This window comes from Azospirillum oleiclasticum, assembly GCF_013423485.1.
Classification (GTDB): domain Bacteria; phylum Pseudomonadota; class Alphaproteobacteria; order Azospirillales; family Azospirillaceae; genus Azospirillum; species Azospirillum oleiclasticum.
On record NZ_JABFFR010000005.1, the window covers coordinates 145,580 to 170,234 of the forward strand.

Here is a 24,655-nt window from a genome sequence, read left to right on the forward strand (position 1 = left end):
GCGGCAAGCCCTCTCCCCGCCGGGGTAGGGTTGTGAAACGCTCCGACACCCGAGACCGACCATGAACCGACGAACCCTGCTCACCCACGGCCTCGCCTTCGGCGTCGGCGCCGCCGTGCTGGCGTCCCTGCCCCTGCCGGCGCTGGCGCGCACGGCCGACGGCGACCGGGCCTTTCTGTCCGCGCTGCTGTCGAGCCACATCACGCCACGAATCGGCACGCTGGCCGCCACCACCGCCGGGCTGCACACGGCGCTCGACCGGTTCTGCGCGGCCCCCGACGCCGCCGGGCTGACCGCGGCGCGCGCGGCCTTCGCCGCCGCCATGGACGGCTGGGCCGGCGCCCAGCACCTGCGCCCCGGCCCGCTGCTGCTGGAGACGCGCACCGACCGTTTCGCCTTCTGGCCGGAGCGGCGGAACATCGTCGCCCGCCAGCTCGGCCAGATCCTCAACGCCCGTGATCCCAAGCTGCTGGAGCCGGGTGCGATCGCCAAGCAGAGTGCGGCGGTGCAGGGGATGACCGCGCTGGAGCGGCTGCTGCACGACGACGGCGTCACCGCCGCCTCCTTCACCGGCGGCGAGGCCGGGGCCTTCCGCTGCACGCTGGCGGTGGCCGTGGCCCGCAACGCCGCCGCCATCGCCACGGAGGTGCGCGACGGCTGGGCCGGGCTGGCGCCGAAGTTGACGGCGGGGGAGGCGACGCCGGTCGGCGCCAACCCGACGGAGGCGGTGAACAACCTCTACGCCTCGGTCGTCACCATGACGCAGATCGTGGTCGATCAGAAGCTGCTGATCCCGCTGGGCGCCTCGGCGGCGGAGGCCAAGCCGGGGCTGGCGGAGGCGGTGCGCGCCGGCCGGTCGCTGGCGATGATCGCCGGCAATCTCCAGGCCATCCGCGCCATCATGCTGGGCGAGGCCGGCGGGCCGGGCTTCGCCGCGCTGGCCCCGGACAACGCCGCCGGCAACGCGGCGCGCGCCGACGCCGCCAAGGCCTTCGACGCCGCACTGGCCGCGGTGAAGGCCATCGACCGGCCGCTCGACCGCGCGATCGCCGAGACGCGGCCGAAGGTGGAGGTCGCCTTCAAGGCGGCCAAGGCCGCGCAGACGGTGGTGAATTTCACCCTTCCCCCCCTCATCGACGTGACGTTGGGATTCAATGAACTCGATGGCGATTGACCCGATGGCGACGGATCTCATCCGGTTGACGCGGCGCGGGCTGCTGGCGGGTGCCGGCGGCGGACTCGCCCTCACGCTCCTGAACCCGGCGCCGCTGCGCGCCGGCGGCCAGGGTCCGCTGTACCTCAGCGCCTACGCCACCGCCGGGCAGCCGGCGGGCTACGGCGTGGCGGGGCTGCGGCCCGACGGCACGCTCGCCTTCACGCGGGAACTGCCGGGCCGCGCGCACGCGGTGGTGCCGCGGCCGGGTGCCGCGCAGGCGGTGGTGTTCGCGCGCCGCCCCGGCCGCTGGCTGGCGCCGCTGAATCTGGCGACCGGCGCGCTGGGCGCGGTGGTGGCGGTGCCGGACGGGTTCCGCTTCACCGGCCATGGCGCCTTCGACCGTGACGGCCGCATTCTCTACGTGGCCGAGGACGATGTGGAGGCGGAGGCCGGCTCCATCGGGATCTACGACCCGCGCGACGGCTACCGCCGCACCGGCGCCCTCCCGGCGCACGGGCTGGGGCCGCACGAGTTGCTGGCGCTGGAGGGCGGGCGGGTGCTGGTGGTCGCCAACGGCGGCGTCATCACCCACCCCGACACCGGGCGGGCCAAGCTGAACGTCGATGAGATGGACGCGTCGATCACCTATGTGGAGGCCGCCACCGGCGCGCTGCTGGAGAAGGTCCGGCTGCCGGAGGATTTCTCCAACCTCGGCATCCGCCACATCGCGGCGATGGCCGACGGCGCCGTCGCCTTCGGCGCCCAGGACGAGCGGCCGACCGGCGACGTGCAGCCGCTGGTCGGGCTGCATCGGCGGGGATCGCAACCGCTGCTGTTCGACGCGCCGGAGGGCGTGTGGGCGCGCTTCGACGGCTACATCGGCAGCGTCGCCAGCGACGGCCGGGTGGTCGCCGCCAGCTCGCCGCGTGGCGGGGTGGTCGGCTTCTGGGACGGGCGCGACGGCCGCTGGCTGGGCCTTGCCGAACTGCCCGACGGCTGCGGCATCGCCCCGGCCGAGGGCGGTTTCGAGGCCACCAACGGGCTGGGCGCGGTGGGCACCTTCACCGTCGCCGGCACCCCCGCCGACCCGCCCCACGCCACCCCCGGCTACCGCTGGGACAACCATTTGACGCCGGTGGGGTAGGGCAGGGCGCCGACGGCCCCCTTGACGAATTGTTCCGCCCCGCGCATTTTGGATCGATCCAACAATCGCGCTGGCAATTACGCGGGACGATCCCGCAACGCGTGGAGCGGTCGGGAGGGCCGGGCATGGGGGAGGGGGCCGGGGACTGCGGGCGGGGGCGGGTGACGTTGCAGGACGTCGCGGCGCACGCCGGCGTGTCGCGCTCCACCGTGTCGCTGGTGCTGCGCGAAAGCCCGCTGGTCGCGGCGGAGACGCGGGAGCGGGTCACGCGCTCGATGGCCGCGCTCGGCTATGTCTACAACCGCGGTGCGGCGACGATGCGCGGCGGGCGCACCCGCACCATCGGGCTGCTGGTGTGCGAGATCACCAACCCCTTCTTCGCCGAGCTGACGGCGGGGGTCGATCAGGTGATGGACGCGGCGGGCTGCGCCACCTTCCTGGCCAACACCGGCGAGTCCGCGGACAAGCAGGACCGCGTTCTCCAGCGCATGCGCGAGCATGGGGTGGACGGCGTGATCCTCTGCCCCGCAGCCGGCACCCCGGCTTCGCTGGTCGGGCGGATGCGCGACTGGGGGCTGCCCTGCGTGCAGGCGTTGCGCCACCTGTCGGCGCGCGACGGCGACTATGCCGGCTCCGACTACCGGCTGGGCATGGAGCTGGTGACCGAGCATCTGGTGCGGCTGGGGCACGAGCGCATCGCGCTGGTCGGCGGCACGCTGAACCACTCCGCCTGGGCCGACCGCCGCGCCGGATTCGCCGCCGCGCTGAAGCGGCACGGGCTGCGGGCCGACATCGTGCTGCGCATCCCGCTGACCCGCCGCGCCGGGATGGAGGCGGCGGCGGCGCTGCTGGCGCGGTCCGAACGGCCGACCGCGGCCATCGCCTTCAACGACATCGTGGCGATCGGGCTGATGCTGGGGCTGTCCGACCGCGGGGTGCAGCCGGGGCGCGACTTCGCCGTCGCCGGCTTCGACGACGTGCCGGAGGCGGCCATGGCCCGTCCGGCGCTGACCACGGTCGCCACCCAGCCCTTCCAGATCGGCGGCGAGGCGGCCTCCCTCCTGCTCCGCCGCATCGCCGATCCCCACGGCGCGCCGGAACGGGTTATCGTGCCGACCCGGCTGATCATCCGGGAGTCCTGCGGCGCCGTGCCACGACGCGAGCGTGGCCGTGCGCCCCGATCCGCGTGAACCGGTTTTTTTGCGAAAGGAACCTTCGTGACCACCACCGACAGCCTCGCCCCGCACCTCGTCCCCGCCGTGGAGTGCCTGCTGGCCGCCCGCCGCGGCGGCAAGCGCCCCGACGCCCTGCCCGAGGGCGCGCGGCCCGCGGACTGGGCGGAGGTCTACGCCATCCTCGACACGGTGCAGCGCAAGCTCGGCCCCGTCGCCGCCTGGAAGGTCGGGGCGCCGTCGCCCGACGCCGAGCCGGCGCGCTCCGCCATCACCGCCGCCACGCTGCACGAGGGGCCGGCCCGGCTGCCCGCATCCGCCTTCAACGTGATCGGCATGGAGGCGGAGCTGGCCTACCGCTTCGCCACGCCGCTGCCGCCGCGCGACGAGCCCTACACGGAGGAGGAGGTGGCCGCCGCCATCGCCTCGATCCACCCGGCCATCGAGATCATCGACACCCGCTACGCCGCCTGGGGCGTGGTGGACAAGCTGAGTGCCGCCGCCGACCAGATGAGCCACGGCGCCCTGATCGTCGGCCCGGCGCTCACCGACTGGCGCCGCGTCCGCCCGCTGGAGCAGCCGGTCAGCCTGCGCATCGACGGCCGCGAGCCGTTCGAGACGGTCGGCGGCAACTCCGCCGGCGACCCCATGCGCATGCTGGTGTGGATGGCCAACACCGGCGCCCGTGCCTTCGGCGGGCTCCAGGCCGGCACCATCGTCACCACCGGCTCCACCAGCGGCACCATCTTCACCGAACCCGGCCGCCGCACCGTGGCGAGCTTCCCCGGCGTCGGCGAGGTGGAGGTGGTGGTGGCGTGAACACGCGACCGTAGGCAAGGCTCGCAGCGCCCGCACCCCGCGGTTCAGGAAGCGATTGACCGCGCCTGGATTGCCGATGGTAGCCTTCCCTGTCCTGACGGATGGGGGCGGGTTCCATGGGGTACGGGATGCGCGCGTCGGTGGTTCTGGCCCTCGCCGGGCTCCTGCTACCGGCGGCGGCCGGCGTGGCGACCGCGGCCGACCGGCAGCGCGTCGACATCCATGTCGTCGCCAACCACGCCAAGGCCAGCGGGCAGCCGTGGGACGGGCCGGGCGCGGTCATCATCGGGCCGTTCCTGCCCGATGCCGGCGGCCCGCCGGACATGGTGGCCTGCGTGTTCGGCGCCCGCGGCCTGGAACGCTGCCTGACCCACCCGCGCGACCCCAACCGCTCCGCCTGCCACGACTCGGCCGACTGCGACTGGAACGACGTCGATGTGCCGACGTCCGTCTTCGGCATCGCGGTGATCGACCTGGACATGTCGCAGCACGACTTCGTCGATGCGGTCGTCCTGGTGGAGCGGGCGGAGCTGAAGCGCAGCCCGGAGGCCGACCGGATCGAGGCGGCGATGCGCGACTTCATCGCCGTCCGCGCGCCGGCCGTCACCCCCGGCGAGCAGGCACGGCGCGACCGCCCCTTCCAGCGGATCACCCTGTCGGTGTGCGAGAGCGCGCCCTGCGACCTTCGGCAGTCGCGGATCCTCGTGGAGCGGACGGACTGATGGGCGCGGCCCTGGTCCGCGGCATCGGGCGGCCCGCCGCCGCCGCGCTGGCCGCATTGCTGCTGGTCACGGCGCTGGCAGCACCGCCGGCCTCCGCGGAGCGGCGGGCGCGGGAGCCGGCGCGCGAGACCGGCAAGGAGGACAGCCGCGGGGCCCGCGAGAGCGGCCGCAGCGGCAGCGATCCGCTGGAGCAACGCCAGCGGGAGCGCGAGGGCGTCGAGGGTTCGCGGACCACGGACGGCCCGCTCGGCCAGCGTCAGCGCGAGTCGGAGGCGATGCGGCGCGACGGCATCAGCCCGTCGCGCCGCACCGAAATCCACCAGCAGGCCGACCGCGCCATCGCCAACGGCGAGTGCTTCAACCGGAACGGGATGTCCGCGGAACGGCGGCAGCGGCTGGACGCCTGGCAGGCCGGCGGGCCGGAGGGGCGGGAGGCCTCGCGGCTCGGCCGGCAGCTGGGGGAAATGCGGGGCGAGGAGGTCGTCCGCCACATGGAGAGGGAGGTCGCCAGCGGCCGGGTGCGCGAGGGAGCCGAGCGGCAGATCCCCGCCGCCACCGAGGGCGGGCAGCGGATGCGCGTGTGGGAATATCCCGACGGCACCGTCATCCGCTACAAGCCCAAGGGCGACAGCTACCGCCGCGGCCCCACCCACAGCGTCGAGGTCAAGATCGACCGCAACGTCCGCGACGGCGACGCCAGGGACCAGGGCATCGCCTTCAAGGTGGACGGCAAGGGCCGCGCCGTGCCGCGCGGCCCCGCCGACATCCGCATCCCCGACCGCCTGACCGGCAACGAGATCACCGAATACCAGAACCGCATCATGGACGCCGGCCACATGGGCACGCCGCGCGGCGGGTGACGGCCGCCACCCGGCGCGGCACCCGGGATCAGGCGGCGTGCACCGTCCGCAGGAACGAGGTCACCTCGCGGTTCAGCGTTTCGGCATGGCCGCCGAGATGCTGGGCGTGGTCGAGGATCTCCCGCGCCGCCCGGCCGCTTTCGCCGGCGGCGTCGTTGACGCTGGTGATGCGCACGGACACGTCCTGGGCGCCGCGCGCGGCCTGCTGGACGTTGCGGGAAATCTCCGCCGTCGCCGCACCCTGCTGCTCGACCGCGGCGGCGATCCCGGAGGCGATGCCGTTCACCCGCTCGATCACCTGCACCACGGCCCGGATCTCGTTCACGGCGTCGCCGGTGGCGGTCTGGATCGCGGTCACCTGGCTGGCGATCTCCTCGGTGGCCTTGGCGGTCTGGGTCGCCAGCGTCTTCACCTCGCTCGCCACCACGGCGAAGCCCTTGCCGGCCTCACCGGCGCGCGCCGCCTCGATGGTGGCGTTGAGGGCGAGGAGGTTGGTCTGGCTGGCGATGTTGTTGATCAGCTCGACCACCGTGCCGATGCGCTGCACCGCGTCGGCCAGCCCGGCCACCTTGCCGTCGGCGTTCTGCGCCAGCGACACGGCCTCGCCCGAGATGCGGCCGGATTCGTTCACCTGGCGGCCGATCTCGGCGATGGTGGCGGTCAGCTCCTCCGACGCCGACGCCACCTCCTGCACGTTGGCCGAGGTCCGGGCGGTCGCCGAGGCGACGGCGGTCGCCTGCTCGTTGGTGAGGTCGGCGGCCCCGACCATGCTGCGCGCCTGGCTCTCCATCGCCGCCGCCTGTTCGGAAACGGTGCGGACCACGCTGCCGACACTGCCCTCGAAGGTCTCGGCCAGACGGCGCAGGGTGGCGCGACGCTCCTCCTCGGTCCGCCGGACGGTCTCCGCCTGCTCCGACTCCAGCCGCTGCTTGGCCTGGGCGTTGCGCTGGAACACCTGGACGGCGCGGCCCATGGAGCCGATCTCGTCGCGGCGGGCGGCCTCCTCGATCTCGCCGTCCAGGTGACCCTCGGCGAGCCGGTGCATGCGCGCCTCCAGGCTGGCGAGCGGGCGGCTGATGCTGCGTCCGACAAAGACCGCGACGACCGCCGCCGCGACCGCCAGACCCAGAACGGTGGCCGCCAGCGTCCAGGCGATGGTGGCGAAGCGGCGGTCGATGTCGTCGATGTAGACGCCGGTCCCGATCAGCAGGTCCAGGCCCGGAAACATCTTCGTGAAGCTCATCTTCGGCGCCGGCACGGTGGTTCCGGGGCGCGGGTAATCGTAATGGATCACCGACTCGCCGGTCGCCTTGGCCCCCTCGAACATCTCCCGCACCAGATAGCGGCCGTTGGTCGCCACCTCCAGCCGGCTGGTCCCCATGATCTTCGGGTTGGGATGCGCCACGGTGACGCCATTGCGGTCGTAGGCGAAGATGTAGTCGTTCTCACCGTAGACGAACCCGCCGATCACGCGGCCGAATTCGGCAACCGCCGCTTCGCGGGTCATCTTTCCGGCATCGACCTCCTTCTGGAGCTTGGCGGCGATTCCACCGGCGCCCTCGACGATCGACCGCAACTGGCTCATCCGGTCCTCGACGAGCTGGCCATGCATCATCCGCGCGGACAGGGCGCCCGTGACGGCCACCGCCAACACCGCCATGCCGACCAGCAGAGCCAGCCGCACGCGCAGGGTCATCCCTTTGAAACCACCAAACATGCTCAATCCTCCAGTGTTCAAGGCCAGCCGACAGCCTCGTCATGTCTTTCCTGCATATCCATGTATGAAGCACGGTCGTTTAAGAAGAGTTTAAAGAGAAGCTTTGGATCTGATTCTTACCTTCCGCCGATTTATGGCATGACGATTGACGCAAATTGCTGTGCTTGAATCATCTTGCGGGCAGTTATGTCGATTATTACAAATTGTTGCATGGCGAACCGGCCGAACGAAGGGCCGTGGCAAGGCGTCACAGGGCCGTGGCAGGGCGGAATCTCCGTCCAACGGATGATCACTCATCGCACAATTCGGCCTTGCCTTTTTGGATCGATCCAAATAACGTGGCCTCCGTACGCACACGAAACGCCCGCCGCAAGCTCGCCGCTGCCGCAAGGGCGTCCCGGCCGCCGCTCGATGAGCCGCCACGAAGGGTGGGAGACAGCCCGTGGGATATTCCTTCCAGTTCGGACCGGTGTTCGAGCAGACGGACGCGCTTCTGGCCGGGGCCTGGCTGACGGTCCAGCTCTCCATCGGCGCCATGGTGCTGGGGCTGGCGGTCGCCATCCTCTGCGCGCTCGGGCGCACCTCGGGGCCGAAGCCGGTGCGCTGGCTGATCACCGCCTATGTGGAGGTGGTCCGCAACACGCCCTTCCTGGTGCAGATCTTCCTGGTCTTCTTCGGGTTGCCGGCGGCGGGCATCCGGCTGTCGCCGGACATGGCGGCGCTGTTCGCCATGGTGGTCAATGTCGGCGCCTACGCCACCGAGATCATCCGCGCCGGCATCGAATCGATCCACAAGGGCCAGATCGAGGCCGGGCTGGCGCTGGGGCTGAAGCGGCTGCAGGTGTTCCGCTACGTGGTGCTGAAGCCGGCGCTGCGCACCGTGTACCCGGCGCTGACCAGCCAGTTCATCCTGCTGATGCTGGGCTCCAGCGTGGTGTCGGCGATTTCGGCGGAGGAGCTGACCTCCATCGCCAACAACATCCAGTCGCAGACCTTCCGCAGTTTCGAGGTCTACATCGTCGTGACGGTCATCTATCTGGGGCTGGCGCTGGCCTTCTCGGCCGCCTTCGCCGCCATCCAGCGCGTCGCCTTCGGCTACGCCGACCGCCGGTGAGGGGAGGGGGCCCGCCATGATCCGTCCGTTCGGGTACAACGAGTTCCTGTTCATCCTGACCGCCGCGCAATGGACGCTGGCGCTGTCGGCCATCGCCTTCCTGGGCGGCGCCATCGTCGGGCTGGGCATCGCGCTGGCCCGCACCTCCACCATCAAGCCGCTGCGGCTGGCGTCCACCAGCTACATCCAGCTCTTCCAGGGCACGCCGCTGCTGATGCAGCTGTTCCTGGTGTTCTTCGGGGCCACGGTGCTGGGCTTCGACGTCAACCCCTGGGCCGCGGCGGCGCTGGGGCTGACGCTGAACGCCAGCGCCTTCCTGGGCGAGATCTGGCGCGGCTGCATCCAGGCGGTGCCCAAGGGCCAGTGGGAGGCGGCGGGGGCCTTGGGCCTGCGCTACCCCGGCCGCATGATGTACGTGATCCTGCCGCAGGCCGCGAAGATCGCCCTCCCGCCGACGGTGGGCTTCCTGGTGCAGCTCATCAAGAGCACCTCGCTGGCCGCCATCATCGGCTTCACCGAGCTGACCCGCGCCGGCCAGATCATCAACAACGCCACCTTCAAGCCCTTCCTGGTCTTCAGCATCGTGGCCGCGATCTATTTCGCGATGTGCTGGCCGCTGTCGCTGTTGAGCACCTACCTGGAACGCCGCCTGTCCGCGCCGGCGCGCTGACCGGGCCACACCCAAGAAACCGCCATCATCAACCGAGGAAACCACCATGCACCGTCGCGCCGTTCTCCATGGCATCACGCTCGCCGCCGGCCTCAGTCTTCTGTCCGCCCTTCCCGCCGCCGCCCAGACGGTCGAGGAGATCAAGGGCAAGGGCAAGCTGACCGTCGGCATGCTGGTGGACTTCCCGCCCTTCGGCATCACCAACGCCGAGAACAAGCCCGACGGCTACGACGCCGACGTCGCCAAGCTGATGGCCAAGGCCATGGGCCTGCCGCTGGAGATCGTGCCGGTCACCGGCCCCAACCGCATCCCCTACCTGCTGACCGGCAAGGTGGACCTGCTGATCGCCTCGCTCGGCATCACGCCGGAGCGCGCCAAGCAGGTCGCCTTCTCCGCCCCCTACGCCGCCATCGAGATCGGCGTGCTGGCCCCGGAGAAGACCGCGATCAAGGCCGCCGCCGACCTCGCCGGCAAGCGCGTCGGCGTGGTGCGCGCCAGCACCCAGGACCAGGCCGTCACCAACGCCGCACCCAAGGAGGCGCGCATCATGCGCTTCGACGACGACGCCAGCGCGGTGCAGGCGCTCTTGTCGGGGCAGGTGGACTCGATCGGCGTCAGCAACGTCGTCGCCAAGGAGATCAAGGCGATGGCGCCGTCCGCCAACTACGAGATGAAGTTCGTGTTCCGCCAGCAGCCCAACGCCGTGGCGCTGCGCCAGGGCCAGGATGCGCTGATGGCCTGGGTCAACGACTTCATCGGCACCATCAAGAAGAACGGCGAGCTGAACGCCATCCACAAGAAGTGGCTGGGCACCGAGCTGCCGGAGATCAAGGCGCCGTGACCTTTGAACAGCCCTCTCCCCGGCGGGGAGAGGGCTCCTTGACCAGAGAGGGAGGCCCCATGCAGCCGGTCGCGGTCAATCCGGAACTGGACCACGTCCCCGCCCACCACATCGGCGATCGGGTGATCATCGCCATGGAGGGCGTGCAGAAATGGTTCGGCGATTTCCAGGTGCTGAAGGACATCGACCTCCAGGTCCGCGCCGGCGAGCGCATCGTGGTGTGCGGCCCGTCAGGCTCCGGCAAGTCGACCCTGATCCGCTGCATCAACCAGTTGGAGCAGCACCAGAAGGGCCGAATCACGGTGGACGGGGTGGAGCTTGGCCGTGACCTGCGCACCATCGACACCGTGCGGCGCGAGGTCGGGATGGTCTTCCAGTCCTTCAACCTGTTCCCGCACCTGACGGTGCTCGGCAACTGCATGCTGGCGCCGATGAAGGTGCGCGGCGCCTCCAAGGCCGAGGCGCGCGCCATCGCCATGAAATACCTGGAGCGGGTGCGCATCCCCGACCAGGCCGACAAGTACCCCGGCCAGCTCAGCGGCGGGCAGCAGCAGCGCGTCGCCATCGCCCGCGCGCTCTGTATGAACCCCAAGATCATGCTGTTCGACGAGCCGACCTCCGCGCTGGACCCCGAGATGGTGAAGGAGGTGCTCGACACCATGATCGGGCTGGCCGACGACGGCATGACCATGCTGTGCGTCACCCACGAGATGGGCTTCGCCCGCTCGGTCGCGGACCGCGTGATCTTCATGGACCGCGGCGAGATCGTCGAGCAGGCGCCGCCCGAAGAGTTCTTCGCCAACCCGAAGTCGGAACGCACGCGCAACTTCCTCGGCCAGATTCTCCCGCACTGAACGGTCCACACCCATGAAGCCCGAGATCATCCTCGTCGAACCCATGATGGCCGCCATCGAGGCGAAGCTGGACGCCGCCTACACCGTGCACCGGCTGTCGGCGGCCCCCGACCGTGCGGCGCTGCTGGCGGAGGTGGGGCCGCGCGTGCGGGCGATCGCCACCGGCGGCGGCACCGGGGCCGGCCGGGAGCTGGTGGAGGCACTGCCGAACCTCGGCATCATCGCCATCAACGGCATCGGCACCGACGCCGTGGACCTCGTCCACGCCAAGGAGCGCGGCATCCGAGTCACCACCACCCCCGGCGTGCTGACCGACGATGTGGCCGACCTCGCCATGGCGCTGCTGCTGGCCGGCATGCGCCGGCTGACCCAGGCCGACCGCTTCTTGCGGGCCGGGCGCTGGCCGGCTGAGCGCATGCCGCTGGCGCGCAAGGCGACCGGCAAGCGGCTGGGCATCCTCGGCCTTGGCGGCATCGGCCGGGCGGTGGCGCAGCGGGCCGCCGGCTTCGGCATGGAGATCGCCTACACCAACCGCAAGCCGGCCGATGGCGCCCCCTGGCGCTTCGTGCCCGACCCGGTTCAATTGGCGGCCGAGAGCGACATCCTCGTCGTCGCGGTCACCGGCGGGGCCGGCACCCGCAACCTCGTGGACCGCGCGGTGCTCGACGCGCTGGGGCCGGAGGGGCTGCTGGTCAATGTGGCCCGCGGCAGCGTGGTGGACGAGGCCGCGCTGATCGACGCACTGGCCGAGGGCCGGCTGGGCGGGGCGGCGCTCGACGTCTTCGCCCACGAGCCGCATGTGCCGGAGGCCCTGTTCGCCATGGACCAGGTGGTGCTGGTGCCGCACCAGGCCAGCGCCACGCTGGAGACGCGCACGGCGATGGGGGAGCTGGTGCTGGCGAACCTCGCGGCCTATTTTGCCGGCGAGCCGTTGCCAACCCCCGTGGTGTGAGTGTGAGTGGAATGACCGAGCGCCCGTTCGACGGAATCGTCTTCGACTTCGACGGTGTGATCCTGGATTCGGCGACGCTGAAGCTCGACGCCTTCGTCGACTTCTACGCCGACGAGGGGCCCGAGGTGCGCCGCGCCGTCGCCGATTACCAGCGGGTCAACGGCGGCGTCTCCCGCTTCGTGAAGTTCCGGTATTTCGAGGAGACGCTGCTCGGCCGCCCGTTGAGCGAGGAACGGCTGCGCGAGCTGGCGGAACGCTTCGCGGCGCTGGTGGAGGACCGGGTGGCGGAAGCCCCCGCCATCCCCGGCGCCATCGGGACGCTGGAGCGCCACGCCGGCCATGTTCCCGTCTTCGTCGTCTCCGCCACGCCGGAGGACGAGCTGCGCCGCATCGTGGATCGCCGCGGCCTCGCCCGCCTGTTCACCGCGGTGCGCGGCTCACCGCTGACCAAGAAACAGATCGTGCCCGGCCTGCTGGCCGACCATGGCCTCGACCCCGCCCGGACGCTGTTCGTCGGCGACTCCACCCATGATTCCGACGCCGCGGAGGCCTGCGGCCTGCCCTTCCTCGGCATCGTCGCACCGGGGGTGGAGAACCCGTTCCCGGCGGGCACCGTCACCATTGCGGACCTGACGGATTTCGAGGACGGGGCGCGGCGGGCGATGGGGCGGGGTGCGGGTCAGCCCACGCTGGCGGCGAAGACGCGGGCGTAGTTGCCGCCCAGGATGCGGCCGATCTCGTCCGGACGGAAGCCGACCTCCAGCAGGCTCGCGGCGAGGTGCGGCAGCCGTCGGTAGCTCGGCAGGGCCGACGGCGACAGCAGCCCCATCATGTCGCTGCCGATGCCGACATGGTCCACCCCGACGGCGTCGGCCATGCGGGCGACGCCGCCCGCGTAGGCGGTTAGATCGGGGAATTCGGAGGTTGGCGGCCACACGCCGACCACCCCGCCGGTTCCGGCGACGATGCGCGCGTGGTCCGCGGTGATGCGGCGGCTGCGCCGCGGCGGCCGGCCAGACAGTGATGTGACGGCCAGCGACGTGTGGGACAGCACCAACGGTTTCGTGGTGACGGCCGCGGCCCGCTTGACGAGATCGGTGGTGCCGTGCGCGACATCGACCACGATGCCCAGCCGGTTGCAGCGGCGGACGACCTCCGCCCCGAACGCCGTCAGCCCGCCATGCACCGGCGTCTCGGTCTGGATGTCGCCCAGCTCGTTGACGCGGTAGTGGGTGAGCTGCAGGTGCCGCAGCCGGTACCCGGCGTGCGCCTCGTCGAGCCGGTCGGCGACCCCTTCCAGGAAATCGGCCCCCTCCGCCGCGACCACGACCGCCGGCCCGGCGGTGCGCGCGGCCCGCAGCGTCGCGGCGTCGGTCACCACGGCGAGGCGCTGTTCGGCGATCAGGCGGTGGAGGCGGTCGAGGGCCGCCCGGCCCCAGGCGTGGAGCTCGCCCGGCTCCGGCTGCCGGACGGCCCTGATGCGGCGTTCGGGCGTGATCTCCGTCGTCGGGCTGTCGGCGACGATGGCGAGGCAGGCGACGGACAGGCCGCCGTCGCGCATCGGCTCGGCCAGTGCCTCGAACGGCCGCGGGCGGGAGGCGTCACGGCCCGGCAGCACCCGTCCGGCGTGGCTGTGCAGGTCCACGGTCAGCGTGTCGGCGAGAATTCGACGCGCCGCCGACCGGCTGTCCTCACCCGCCGCGCCATAGGCCCGGCCGGAGCCGAAGGCCGACAGGCCGATCGCGGCCCCCGCCGCCAGCATGCCGCGCCGGGTGAACGCGAACGCGGTCGGGGGTGCGGCTTCGGCGGGGATCGGCACGGCGTCACGCAACTGGAAGAGCCATCCGGCGGCATCGTCGGTCACCCGCCGCCACTGCCCCGCCACGCGCAGCTCCGCCCCCGGATGACCGATCGGGTGCGACGCGAACACCGCGATGGTCGTCAGCGGATCGGTCGGCGGGCAGGCGGCGCAGCAGGGCGGTTCCGGCGCCAGCAGGAAACAGCCGTGCTCCTCGCGGTCATCGACCGGCACCATCCATCCCGTGACCTCGACCCGGACACCATCCAGGGCATCGGCGGCACCGGACACCAGATCGGACCATGTGATGTGCATGGGCAGCTCCCGACCGTCCGGTGGATCGTGGAAGCACGGGGGTCATGGCGTCAAGACCGTCGGCCCCCGTCAGATCTGCTTCAGATACGCGCAGAACATGTCGGCCATGGAGTCGGCGAAGTGCCGGATCCCGTCCTCGGATGGCGCGGTTTCGGAGAAGGTCTTGCCGACCTGGCTCATCGTCGTCTTGATCAGGGTGCCGGCCAGCGCGCGCTGCTCCTCGGTGGCGTGCGGCAGAACCTCCTCCAGGAAGTTGCGGATCACCCGCGAGCCCGATGCCTTGGCGGCGTGGGCTTCCGGCGCGTTGCGGTAGAAGGGGGCGGCGTCGTCCAGCGCGACGCGCAGCGCCGCCTCCTCGCACTCCGACCGGATGAAGGCGTGGACGACGGCCCGCAGCCGGTCGAACGGAGGCCGCGCGCGGTCTTCGAGGATGCGGCCGAGCAGGTCGCCGGTTTCCCGCCATTCGTCGCTTTGCAGCCGGAACAGCAGCGCGGCCTTGTTCGGGAAATACTGGTAGAGCGACCCCACGCTCACGCCGGCGGCCTCGGCCACCCGCGCCATGGTGAAGCGGGGCGTGCCCTCCCTCGCCAAAACCTGAGCCGCCGCCTGCAAAACCGCCTCCACCAGCGCCGTCGAGCGCGCCTGTTTGGGGGCTTTTCGCGAGGAAATCCGGGGACTTGCGGGAGGTGCCATGCGCGGTCTGCCCAATGCGAATTGGAAAGCTGACGGATTGTTCGTATTTTTACCGCGACGACACCCCCCACACAACGGACATTCCCGATGACCACCTTCACCACGGCGCCCGTGGCGCCGCTGCTCGACCGCCTGTTCGCCGAGGACGACGCGCTGGATCCGGCGACCATCCCGTCCATGGCCGAGTACTGGAACGGGCTCACAGCGGACGAACAGGCGCGGCTGCTCGGCAGCCGCACCGACTACGGCGCGCTTTACAGCCGGTTGAAGGACATCCCGCTTGCCGTGTCGCGCGAGACCGGCACGCTGCTCTACACGCTGGCGCGCAGCCTCCGCGCGACCTCGATCGTCGAGTTCGGCACGTCGTTCGGGCTGTCGACGATCTGCCTCGCGGCGGCGCTGCGCGACAATGGTGGCGGGCGGCTGATCACCAGCGAGTTCGAGCCCTCCAAAGTCGCCCGCGCCAGGGCCAACCTCGACGCCGCCGGCCTCGCCGACCTGGTCGAGTTCCGCGAGGGCGACGCGCTGGAAACGCTGGCCCGCGACCTGCCGGTGACGGTCGACCTGCTGCTGCTCGACGGGGCCAAGGGGCTGTACCCCGACATCCTCGACCGGGTGGAGAGCCGGCTGCGGCCCGGCGCGCTCGTCGTCGCCGACAATGTGGATTTCTGCCCCGGCTATGTCGCCCGCGTGCGGGACCTCACGCAGGGCTACCTGTCCGTCCCCTTCGCCAACGACGTCGAGCTGTCCATGAAGCTCGGGTGAGACCCTTTCTTTTCTCGGAGGAACGCCATGCGCGTCTTTGTCACCGGTGCCACCGGGTGGGTCGGGTCGGCCATCGTCGCCGACCTGCTCGCGGCGGGGCACCACGTCACCGGCCTGTCGCGCAGCGCGGAGAAGGCGTTCGCGCTCGAAGTCCTGGGCGCCCACGCGCTGCTGGGCACGCTCGCCGATCTCGACAGGCTCGCCCGGGCGGCCGATGAGGCCGACGCGGTGATCCACACCGCTTTCGACTTCGCCAACTTTCCCGCCGGTGCGGCCGAGGACCGCCAGGCGATCGAGGCCATGGGTGCGGCGCTGCGCGGATCGGATCGCCCGATGCTCGTCACCTCCGGCCTCGCCAAGCTCGCCCCGGGCCGGCTGGCGACCGAGGATGATGCGCCCGACGCGGCCTTCGCCCGGCAATCGGAAGCGGCGGCGCAAGCCGTGCGGGACCGGGGCGGGTGCATCGCCACCGTCCGGCTGGCGCCGTCGGTCCACGGCGTCGGCGAGACGCACGGCTTCGTGCCCCACCTGATCCGGCTGGCGCAGCGGACCGGCGTGTCGGCCTTCCTCGGCGACGGCGCCAACCGCTGGGCGAGCGTCCACCGGCAGGACGCGGCGCGGCTCTACCGGCTGGCGCTGGAGCAGGGGGTGACCGAGACCGCCTACCACGCGGCGGCGGACGAGGGCGTGCCGTTCCGCGACATCGCCGCCGTCATCGGCGGGGTCCTGGGCGTGCCGGTGGAACCGCGGGGCCGCGAGCATTTCGGCTGGTTCGCCGACTTCGCCGGCGGCGACATGGCGGCCACCAGCGAGCGCACCCGCCGGCTGACCGGCTGGAAGCCCACCGGGCCGGGCCTGCTCGCCGAAATCGCGCAGGCCGGCTATTACGCGCCGGTGGTTGGTGCCGGGGCGGGGCTGCCGGCATGAGCCGGCGGCGGAGCGTCAGGGCGCCGGCACCGCGGCGCCGATGCGCTTGAGGTTGCGTTCGGCAATCGCGATCTCCCGCGCCATCCCGACCTGCCGGAACAGGGCCAGCGCCTTACGGAAATGCTCCTCCGCCCGCACCCGGTCACCGCGGGCTTCGAACACGACGCCGAGGATGCCGTACTGGTTCGCCATCCCCTCCTTGCGGCCGAGTTCCTCATCCAGCGCCAACGCCTTGCGAAGGAACTCCTCCGCAAGGTCGAGATCGCCGCGCCTCCGGTGGATCAGGCCGAGGTTGCCGTACTGGTTCGCCATCCCCTCCTTGCGGCCGAGTTCCTCCTCCAGCACCAACGACTTGCGGAAGAACGCCTCCGCACCGTCGAGATCGCCGCGCGCCTTTTGGATCAGGCCGAGGTTGCCGTAGTCGCTCGCCATCCCCTCCTTTCGGCCGAGCTCCTCATTCAGCGCCAACGACTTGCGAAGGAACTCCTCCGCACGGTCGAGATCGCCGCGCGTCTGGTGGATCAGGCCGAGGTTGCCGTACTGGTTCGCCATCCCCTCCTTGAGGCCGAGTTCCTCATTAAGCTCCAACGACTTGCGATGGAACGCCTCCGCACCGTCGAGATCGCCGCGCGCCCGGTGGATCAGGCCGAGGTTGCCGTACTGGTTCGCCATCCCCTCCTTGCGACCGAGTTCCTCCTCCAGCGCCAACGACTTGCGATGGAACGCCTCCGCAAGGTCGAGATCGCCGTGCGTCTGGTGGATCAGGCCGAGGTTGCCGTAGCCAGCCGCGACCGTAACCTTGTCGCCTGCCCGTTCTCCCAGCTCCACCACACGGCCATAGGCACGCTCGGCCCCGTCGAGATCCCCGACGCGCATCAGCAAATGGCCGAGCAGATTCCACCCGTCCGCGTTCTCCGGGTCCAGTTCCACTGCCTTGCGGTAGGCCGCCAGCGCCTTCCCCGTATCATGCAAGAAGGCCAAAGCGCCCAAGTGGCGGGCGGCGGCGGCGGCTTCGCGGAATTGTTCGCGGCCGGCGGCCTCGCGGGCGGCGAGTACCATGGTGAACAGGGACTCCGCGTCTGCCGCGCGGCCCTCGCGGAGAGCAGCAAGGGCGGAGTCGATGCCAGGGGCCTGGGCGGGGAGGTCGCGCCGCAGCGCGTCGAGCGCGGAAACGGCGGCGGCTAACTCCTTCTGTGTTTCCTCCAGTCGCGCTGCCTTATCCGCCGCCTCGCGCTTTGCATCCAGCGTGGCCGCTTCGGCATGGGCCTTGGCCTCCATGGCGGCGCCGTATTCCCGAACGATCTGCATCGGGTCGATTGGCGGTGCGCCGATGTTGGTGGTGATGGTCACAGGGCCGCCCCCGGTCACCCCCTGAACGGCGCCGGCCGAGTGGCTTATGGTGTTCTGCGGCGTGGCCGGGACGAGTGTCGGAACGCTTGGCGGAGGACGCCGGAACAGCCTCCAGAGCAATCCGGCCACGGCAACGGCAAGGGGCACGCCGATGCCGCTCCACGTCACTCCTGGATTGCCGATCAGCCAATTGAGCGCCTGCCCAATCCAGCCTTCCCCCAGCATGCGCGCCCCCACGATCCCGATCTACCACCGCGAGTATAGACGCCGCCCAACAATGCAGCAACGCCGCCAACGACCGCCGCGGTTCCCGCAAGGTGCTTGAAAGCCTAGGACGAAGTGCACTGGCGGGTAGGATATTGAACAACTGCACCGCGTGGTCGCTGACGCGATACGATGATCGCGTAAGGTAAGCCCCCTCTCCCGCCGGGGGCAAGAGAGGGTTGGTTTGCCGGGGTCAGCCCACGGCCGCGCGGCGGTCCACCCGCGCCACGCGGGACAGCAGGTAGTCGACCTCGGCCTTTGCCGCGGGGGTCAGTTTGCCGGCGGGGGTGCGTTGGGCGTCGGAGGTCAGGATGCCGCGGCGGTGCATCACGTATTTGCGCACCGCCAGACCCACCCCTTGCTGCTGCTCGTAGCGGACCAGCGGCAGATGGGCGTCGAACAGGTCGTGGGCGGCGTCGCGTTCACCGGCCTTCTGCAGGCGGACGACGTCCACCAGCATCTCGGGGAAGGCGTAGCCGGTCATGGCGCCGTCGGCGCCGCGCTCCATCTCGAAATCCAAGAACAGGCCGCCGTTGCCGCAGAGGATGGAGAGCGGGCGCAAACTGCCGTCCTTCTGGAAGCCGCGCAGGGCCGAGATCTTCTCCAGACCCGGCCAATCCTCGTGCTTCAGCATCCGGCAAGAGGGGCTGTCCATGACGATGCGGCGGATCACGGCGGGGGTCATCACCACCGACAGGGTGAGCGGGTAGTCCTGGAGCACCCAGGGGATGTCGTCGCCGATGGCCTCCACCGCCTGCCGGAAATAGGTGACGATCTGGTCGTCGGTGCGCAGCGACGGCGGCGGGGCGATCATCACCCCGGCCGCCCCCATCTCCATCACCCCGCGCGCCAGCGAGCGCATGGCGGCGAAGCCGGGCGACGACACGCCGACGACGATGGGCAGGCCGGCGCGGCGGATGATGCGGCCGGCGATCTCCAGCGATTCCGCAGGCTCCAGCTTCGGCGCCTCGCCCATGATGCCGAGCACGGTGATGCCGGTGCAGCCGGCAGCGACGTAGGCGTCGGTCATGCGGTCGACGGAGTCGTGGTCGATGCGCCCGTCGGGGTGGAAGGGGGTGGGGGCGATGGCGTACACGCCCTCGGCCGTCTCGTCGAGCGGCATGGGCCGCCTCCTTGCGCGTCTGGTGGTCGTTGGTGCGCAGAGTATAGGGCGAGCCGCCGCGCTGTCAGCCCTTCGCCGCCAGATGCCCCTCGATCAGGCGGGCGAGGCGTTCGCGGGCGGGGGACAGCAGGAAGCTGTGGTCGGCGCCGGGCACACACTCCAGCCGCGTGCGCGCCAGACCTGCCAGCCGCCGCGCGCCGCGGCCGAGATGGGCGTCGCGCTCGCCCAGCGTCACGTCGTCGGCGGCGTAGACCAGCAGGGTGCGCACGCCGCGCGCGTCCAGACGGCGGAACGCCTCCAACACCCCGGTGGCCGCAACATCCGCCCCGTCACCGCGGGTCGCCAGCCGGGTCCACCAGCGCCGCACGCCGCCCGCGGCCCGGCCGCCCAGCGTGCGCGCGACCTGGAGCACCCGCGGGTCGCCGCGCAGCAGGGCGCGCCACGCCTCGGGCCGCGTCAGCATGCCGGCGTAGCGGTCGGCGGCGCGGGCGGCGGAGCGCACCGCCATCTCCGCCGTGATGCCCTCGCCCAGCACGAAACGGCCGGGGTTCACCACCACCTGCCCGACGATGCGCTCGTCGGCCAGCGCGGCGTTCAACGCCAGCGCCGCCCCGGCGCACAGCCCCACCGCGACCACCCGGCCGAAGCCCTGGGCGGCCAGCCAGTCCACCGCCGCCAGCACGTCGGGCAGGGAATCGCGGCGGTAGAGGCGGTTGTCCACCCCGTCCGGCGGTGACTCGCTGTCGCCGATCCCGGCCACGTCGATGCGCAGCGAGGGAAAGCCCTGGACCGCCAGCCGCCGCGCGAACTCCACCGCCGCCCGGCCGGAGCCGACATGGTGGGTGATGCCGCTGTTGAGGAAGAGCAGGGCGGGGCGGTCGGTGGGTGCGGCCGGCGTGCACAGCACCCCGAACAGCCGCCCCATGGCGCCGAAGCGCACCGGACGCTCCACCGCCTGCGGCAGAGGCAGCACCGGCTCCGTCAGGGCCGACAGGATAGCGGCCGGAGCCGCGGGCGGCGCGTCCGCGGCCAGCCAGGAGACGGCGGCGGCGAAGGGTGCCGCGGGCGCGTGCCCGGTCTCCGCGCTGCGCATCAGGCGGGCGAAGTCGGGGAACCCCTCCTCCGCCAGCTCGGCGCCGAGTTCCGTCAGGCGGGACGCGAGGCGGTCCACGCCGCGGAGGCCGCCGGGGTTCAGCAGCAGCACGCGCGGCGCCGGACGGGCGGGCAGGGCGGCCAAGTCGATGCGGGCGAGATCGGCGAGGGTGGCGCCGGTAAACAGGAAGCCGAAGCCCTCGATCCCGTCCGCCCGTTCCGGCGGGCGCGGCATCTCCGCCCCGTTGGAAGCGCGGTCCTCCGCCAGCGACAGGCGGATGAGCGCCTTCACCTCCTGCACATAGGCGCGGCCCGACACCGGGGGGGCCAGCAGGACGAGGCGGTCCACGCCGCCCATGCCGGCCGCCGCCACCGCCGCCAGCGTGGCACCCAGCCGCAGGCCGACCAGCGCCACCTCCGTCACCCCGGTCTCGGCACGCAGCCGCTCCACCGCGGCGCGGATGTTGGCGAGCCAGACGGCGACGCGCTCCGGCTCCTCCTCGCCGCCGGCGCTGTCGCCGGTGCCGTGCCAGTCGAAGCGCAGGGTGGGCAGGCCGGCGGCGGCGAGATCCCGGGCGAAGCCCCGCCACGCGCGGTGCACGCTCCACTCCTCGTGGCTGTGCGGCGCGCACAGCACCACCCCGCGCCCGCCGGATGTCCCACCGGATGTCGGGTGCAGCCAGCCGAAACAGCCGTCGAAGACGATGGGGGTCATCGGAGACGCGCTCATCGGACGCGTACGGGGCCGTACGCGTTCAGCGCGTGCAGCTCGCCATCGGGTCGGGTCGCACCCCCATGGCGCGGCAGCAGGCGCACGCGGCGCTCCGCGCCGGGGGGCAGGTGGAACCACTCGTCGGCCATGCGGAAACCGTCGTCGTCGAGATGGACGGAGCGGGCGAGGCGGCGGCTGCGCAGGACCAGCGCCCAGCCGTCCCCGTCCGGCACCGGCTCCGCCGACAGGCCGAGGTCGGCGCGCTCCGGGGTGGAGCCGTCGGGGAAGTGGAAGGCGTCGGCCAGCCGGTCGCCGGTCGCGGCGTCCGTCAGGGTCGCCACCGTGGCGTCATGCTCCGGCGGGCCGAAACGGTAGGCGCGGGTGGTGTCGAAGAAGCGGCCGAGCAACGCCGCCGCCGGGATCGCTTGCGCGCTGCGCGGCAGCAGCTCGACCGCGCGTTCGGCCTGCGCCACGGCGCGTTCGCCGCGGGCGAGGCAAGCGAAGGACAGGGTGGCGGCCACCGGCCGCGGCGTCTCGTTGATCAGATGCACGGCCAGCCCGTTCACCCCCTCGTCGGTCAGCAGAACCTGCACCGGGCGGAAGGCGCGCTTCAGCGCGTGCCACGCCGCCTTGGGCACACCGTCCGCCCCGACCACGCCCCAGCCGGCCCCCGGCCAGAGGTCCTGGAACAGCCAGACGAGGCCACCGGCGCAGGTGGAGCCGACACGGCGCCACTCGGCGAAACTCGCCTCCATCGCCTCGGCCGTCACAGCGCGGGACAGGCGCCGGTAGCGGTCGGGGTCCTCCGCCCGCAGTGCGGTGGGATCGACGCCGAAGAGACGGGCGAGGTAATGGTCGCGGATGTCCTCGAAGTCCCAGGGGGCGCCCAGGTCGCGGGGCACCCGCTCCTTCCAGCGGGGGTGGTGGACGGGGGGCACGCCGCGCAGGGTCTCCGCGTCCGGCAGGTTGGCGAAGGCCAGACACTCCGACGCGAAGCGCACACCGGCCCGCCGCGCGTCCTCCAGCGGCCGGCGGTAGGCGCCGACGCCGTAGTAATGGGCGACGCCCGCGTCCGCCGCGAAGGGCAGGGCGCCGCCGGTGGGGGAATTGGTGACGTACGGCACATCGGGGCGCGTACGCGCCGATTCCTCCCGCAGCACGGTGTCGAACAGGGGCTGGCTCCAGGCTTCCGCCGGCAGGCCGAGCATGGCCGCCTGCTGCTCCGCCTCGCTGCCGCCGCACAGCACGGCGAGGCTGGGGGAGGACTGGGTGCGGTCGAGGAGCTGCGCCGCCTCCCGCCGCACGCTCGCGGTGAAGAGCTCGTCGGTGGGGTAGTCGAAATTGGCGAAGGCGAAATCCTGCCAGATGAGGATACCCAGCTCGTCGCACAGCTCGAAGAAGGCGTCGTCCTCGTACAGCATGGTGCCGCCGACGCGGATCATGTTCATGCCGGCGTCGCGCGCCAGCGCCAGCCACGAGACGTACGCGTCGCGCGTACCGGGCAACGCCACGATGTCAGGGCTGCTCCAGCAGGCGCCGCGGGCGAAGATCGGCACGCCGTTGACACGCAGGGCGAAGCCGTCGCCGGGATCGCGCTCGATGCGGCGGAAGCCGGTGCGGCCGAGGTCGATCGCGGTGTCGCCGACCGTCGCGGCGATGGCGTGCAGCGCCGGCTCGCCGTGGGTGTGCGGCCACCAGGGGGCGAGGCCGGGGGCGCGCAGCCGGCCGGCGAGGGTGTGCGGGTCGGTCCAGGCCAGCGGCGCCTCGATGCCGGCGACACTCACGCGGCCCGGTGGGGGCGGGCCGCCGCCGGTCCAGGCGACGGACAGGGACAGGTCCAGCACCGCCGTCCCGTCCTCCACCAGCCCCGTGCGCAGGTCGGCGGCGTGGACGGTGAGCGGCCCGGTCTCCTCCACCAGCTCCACCCCGCGCCAGGGACCGACCGCGTGCACCGGCGGGCACCAGCCGGGCATGTGGCCGAGCAGGGTGGCGCGCACCGCGCGCATGCCCGGCGACGCGATCATCGTCGGCCGCCAGCGCCCCCGGCCGCGCTGGCGCTTCAGCACCGGCTCCAGCGCGCGGAAGGCGATGTGCAGCGTGCTGGCGCCGGTCAGCCGGACGGGCAGCGCGTGCGCGTGGAACATGTTGTCGGAGGAGAGGATAGGTTCGCCGTCCAGCCACAGCTCCGCGATGGTGGCGAGGCCGCGCAGGCGCAGGGTGCGGGTGCCCTCGCCGGGGAGGGGGACGCGGTACCAGACGTCACGGTCGTGCAGGGGGGTGGGGGCGTCGAGGCTCCACAGGCCGGCGTCGCGCAGCGCCTGCGCCGCGGTGCCGGGGACCGGGGCGGGGATCCAGCCGGGCAGCCGGTCGGCGTCGGCGGGGGTGGCGGCGGCGCCCGGCGGGGTGAGCGCGCAGGTCCAGTCGCGGTCGAGCGCGACCACATGACGGCCGGTGGCGTGGTGGACGCGGGCCATGGTCAGGGCGGGGGGCTGGTCGGGGAGGTTGTCGCGTCGGGGCCCCACCCAACCCTCCCCCACTGGGCGGGGGAGGGCTTTTCTTCTCCCTCCCCCGTCGAAGATGGGGGAGGGCCGGGGTGGGGGGCCGGGGTGGGGGCCCGACGCGAACACGACGCACACCATCCGCCACCTACCCGCAGCGCGCCGCGAGGGTGCCGAGCGCCGTGTCATAGGACCGCTCCATGCGGTCGAACAGGGCGTCGGCGTCGAAGGGGCGGCGGCGGCCGACGGCGCGGGCGAGCTGGAACTGGAAGGTCTTGGCGTCCTGGGCCAGGGCGTCGCAGGCGGCCGTCACCGTCTCCATTCCGTCGTCGCCGAGCCAGCGGACGTGGCTGCCCAGCAGCTCGGCGTTGGCGCCGAGCTGGCGCAGGATGTTGAAGGCGTAGGCGTGGAACGCCTCCAGCGGCCGCTCCGTCAGCGCCGCCAGATGCTCGGGGAAGACCGCCCGCCACGCCGCCACCGGGTTCTCCCGCGGACGGCGGGCGAGGTGCCCGGCCAGCAGCGTGCGCGCGGCGTCGGTCAGCGCGCCCCCGTCCAGCGCCGACCGGTCCCGTCGCACGAACTCCGCGTAGGGGAAGAGGGCGCCGGGCGGGCGGGCGAGCAGGGCATCGACCCCGTCCCCCTCCAGCGTGAAGCGGCCGGCGTTGTGGAAGTAATCAAGCCGGCGGCCGGCACGGTCCAGCCCGGCCACGGCGATGGTGGTCTTCTCGTGCCGGGTGCCGAAGGTGGTGCCGGCGGTGTCGGGCAGGTGGAATCCATCGACCTCCACCAGCACCAGACGGCCGCGGCCGAGCTGCACGGCGATGTGCCCGGCGAGGTCGTCGTAGAGCGCCAGCTCCTGGAGCCGCAGCCCGTAGAGGACCAGCAAATCCTCCGGCGGCGGCTTGAAGAAGGTGAACTGGTCGCCCTCGAAATCCTGCGCCGCCGTGAAGCCCAGCATGGCGGCGGGATCGTGCCCCAGCGCGTGCAGCACCCCGATCCACAGGTCGACGTAGCAGTTCGTCTCCGGCCAGACTCGCCCCGGATCATGCAGCGGGTGCCGCGCCCACCGGCCGGCGGGCGGGATGCAGCTTTCCATG

General features: G+C 72.1%; 22 protein-coding genes. 14 read left to right on the forward strand and 8 right to left on the reverse strand.

All coding sequences use genetic code 11. From position 1 onward, the window contains the following. Positions 1 to 61: 61 nt before the first annotated feature. The 6 genes from HL658_RS08425 (at position 62) to HL658_RS08450 (ending at position 5,873) form a co-directional block, all read left to right on the forward strand. Complete coding sequence (locus HL658_RS08425) at positions 62 to 1,174, forward strand: imelysin family protein (RefSeq protein WP_180281501.1); 1,113 nt, start codon at positions 62 to 64, stop codon at positions 1,172 to 1,174. Between the two features lie 4 nt (positions 1,175 to 1,178). Next, entirely contained in the window at positions 1,179 to 2,300 is a 1,122-nt protein-coding gene (locus tag HL658_RS08430) for a DUF1513 domain-containing protein (protein ID WP_246337395.1), read from the forward strand. Positions 2,301 to 2,425: 125 nt separating this feature from the next. Beyond that, positions 2,426 to 3,490 (forward strand): LacI family DNA-binding transcriptional regulator, encoded by a 1,065-nt coding sequence (locus HL658_RS08435; RefSeq protein ID WP_180281503.1) that lies wholly within the window; start codon positions 2,426 to 2,428, stop codon positions 3,488 to 3,490. Positions 3,491 to 3,517: 27 nt separating this feature from the next. Next, entirely contained in the window at positions 3,518 to 4,291 is a 774-nt protein-coding gene (locus HL658_RS08440) for a fumarylacetoacetate hydrolase family protein (RefSeq protein WP_180281504.1), read from the forward strand. 116 nt (positions 4,292 to 4,407) lie between these two features. After that, on the forward strand, positions 4,408 to 5,013 hold the full coding sequence (locus tag HL658_RS08445) for a hypothetical protein (protein WP_180281505.1): 606 nt from the start codon (positions 4,408 to 4,410) through the stop codon (positions 5,011 to 5,013). Next, the gene (locus HL658_RS08450) at positions 5,013 to 5,873 is read left to right on the forward strand and encodes a hypothetical protein (protein WP_180281506.1); all 861 of its coding nucleotides are present in this window, start codon (positions 5,013 to 5,015) and stop codon (positions 5,871 to 5,873) included. Before HL658_RS08445 ends, HL658_RS08450 begins: the two co-directional genes overlap by 1 nt. Before the next feature lie 28 nt (positions 5,874 to 5,901). Here the strand turns inward: HL658_RS08450 and HL658_RS08455 are convergent, their stop codons facing one another. After that, positions 5,902 to 7,590, reverse strand: a complete 1,689-nt coding sequence (locus HL658_RS08455) for a methyl-accepting chemotaxis protein (RefSeq protein WP_246337396.1) — start codon at positions 7,588 to 7,590, stop codon at positions 5,902 to 5,904. A gap of 442 nt (positions 7,591 to 8,032) precedes the next feature. On the opposite strand from HL658_RS08455, the gene HL658_RS08460 reads away from it, so the two are divergent. The 6 genes from HL658_RS08460 to HL658_RS08485 all read left to right on the forward strand — a co-directional run bounded on the left by HL658_RS08460 (position 8,033) and on the right by HL658_RS08485 (position 12,734). After that, a complete protein-coding gene (locus HL658_RS08460) occupies positions 8,033 to 8,704 on the forward strand; it encodes an ABC transporter permease subunit (protein ID WP_180281507.1) in 672 nt (223 codons plus the stop codon). A gap of 16 nt (positions 8,705 to 8,720) precedes the next feature. After that, positions 8,721 to 9,374 carry an amino acid ABC transporter permease gene (locus tag HL658_RS08465; protein ID WP_196242129.1) on the forward strand — a complete coding sequence of 218 codons (654 nt, stop codon included), beginning with the start codon at positions 8,721 to 8,723 and terminating at the stop codon, positions 9,372 to 9,374. Between the two features lie 46 nt (positions 9,375 to 9,420). Further along, positions 9,421 to 10,215 carry a transporter substrate-binding domain-containing protein gene (locus tag HL658_RS08470; RefSeq protein WP_180281508.1) on the forward strand — a complete coding sequence of 265 codons (795 nt, stop codon included), beginning with the start codon at positions 9,421 to 9,423 and terminating at the stop codon, positions 10,213 to 10,215. Between the two features lie 134 nt (positions 10,216 to 10,349). Next, entirely contained in the window at positions 10,350 to 11,069 is a 720-nt protein-coding gene (locus tag HL658_RS08475; protein ID WP_211109699.1) for an amino acid ABC transporter ATP-binding protein, read from the forward strand. A 13-nt stretch (positions 11,070 to 11,082) separates the two neighbouring features. Beyond that, on the forward strand, positions 11,083 to 12,021 hold the full coding sequence (locus HL658_RS08480) for a 2-hydroxyacid dehydrogenase (RefSeq protein ID WP_180281510.1): 939 nt from the start codon (positions 11,083 to 11,085) through the stop codon (positions 12,019 to 12,021). Positions 12,022 to 12,032: 11 nt separating this feature from the next. Further along, on the forward strand, positions 12,033 to 12,734 hold the full coding sequence (locus HL658_RS08485; protein WP_180281511.1) for an HAD family hydrolase: 702 nt from the start codon (positions 12,033 to 12,035) through the stop codon (positions 12,732 to 12,734). Here the strand turns inward: HL658_RS08485 and HL658_RS08490 are convergent. Further along, positions 12,701 to 14,134: a dipeptidase gene (locus tag HL658_RS08490; RefSeq protein ID WP_180281512.1), complete on the reverse strand. Its 1,434-nt coding sequence runs from the start codon at positions 14,132 to 14,134 to the stop codon at positions 12,701 to 12,703. The two genes, HL658_RS08485 and HL658_RS08490, sit on opposite strands and share 34 nt — an antisense overlap. Before the next feature lie 69 nt (positions 14,135 to 14,203). Further along, a complete protein-coding gene (locus HL658_RS08495; protein ID WP_180281513.1) occupies positions 14,204 to 14,827 on the reverse strand; it encodes a TetR/AcrR family transcriptional regulator in 624 nt (207 codons plus the stop codon). 87 nt (positions 14,828 to 14,914) lie between these two features. Between HL658_RS08495 and HL658_RS08500 the strand changes: the two genes are divergently transcribed. Continuing rightward, positions 14,915 to 15,592: an O-methyltransferase gene (locus HL658_RS08500; RefSeq protein ID WP_180281514.1), complete on the forward strand. Its 678-nt coding sequence runs from the start codon at positions 14,915 to 14,917 to the stop codon at positions 15,590 to 15,592. A 27-nt stretch (positions 15,593 to 15,619) separates the two neighbouring features. Beyond that, positions 15,620 to 16,519, forward strand: a complete 900-nt coding sequence (locus tag HL658_RS08505) for an SDR family oxidoreductase (RefSeq protein ID WP_180281515.1) — start codon at positions 15,620 to 15,622, stop codon at positions 16,517 to 16,519. Positions 16,520 to 16,534: 15 nt separating this feature from the next. On the opposite strand, the gene HL658_RS08510 is transcribed toward HL658_RS08505, so the two are convergent. From HL658_RS08510 to HL658_RS08530, 5 genes are all read right to left on the reverse strand, one after another. Then, a complete protein-coding gene (locus HL658_RS08510) occupies positions 16,535 to 18,094 on the reverse strand; it encodes a tetratricopeptide repeat protein (RefSeq protein ID WP_211109686.1) in 1,560 nt (519 codons plus the stop codon). 232 nt (positions 18,095 to 18,326) lie between these two features. Continuing rightward, the gene (locus HL658_RS08515) at positions 18,327 to 19,256 is read right to left on the reverse strand and encodes a dihydrodipicolinate synthase family protein (protein WP_180281516.1); all 930 of its coding nucleotides are present in this window, start codon (positions 19,254 to 19,256) and stop codon (positions 18,327 to 18,329) included. Between the two features lie 64 nt (positions 19,257 to 19,320). Next, a complete protein-coding gene (locus HL658_RS08520; protein ID WP_180281517.1) occupies positions 19,321 to 21,063 on the reverse strand; it encodes an alpha/beta fold hydrolase in 1,743 nt (580 codons plus the stop codon). Between the two features lie 11 nt (positions 21,064 to 21,074). After that, on the reverse strand, positions 21,075 to 23,582 hold the full coding sequence (locus HL658_RS08525) for a glycoside hydrolase family 2 protein (protein WP_343055037.1): 2,508 nt from the start codon (positions 23,580 to 23,582) through the stop codon (positions 21,075 to 21,077). 124 nt (positions 23,583 to 23,706) lie between these two features. Beyond that, positions 23,707 to 24,654 (reverse strand): DUF1839 family protein, encoded by a 948-nt coding sequence (locus HL658_RS08530; RefSeq protein WP_180281518.1) that lies wholly within the window; start codon positions 24,652 to 24,654, stop codon positions 23,707 to 23,709. Between the last annotated feature and the right edge of the window lies 1 nt (position 24,655).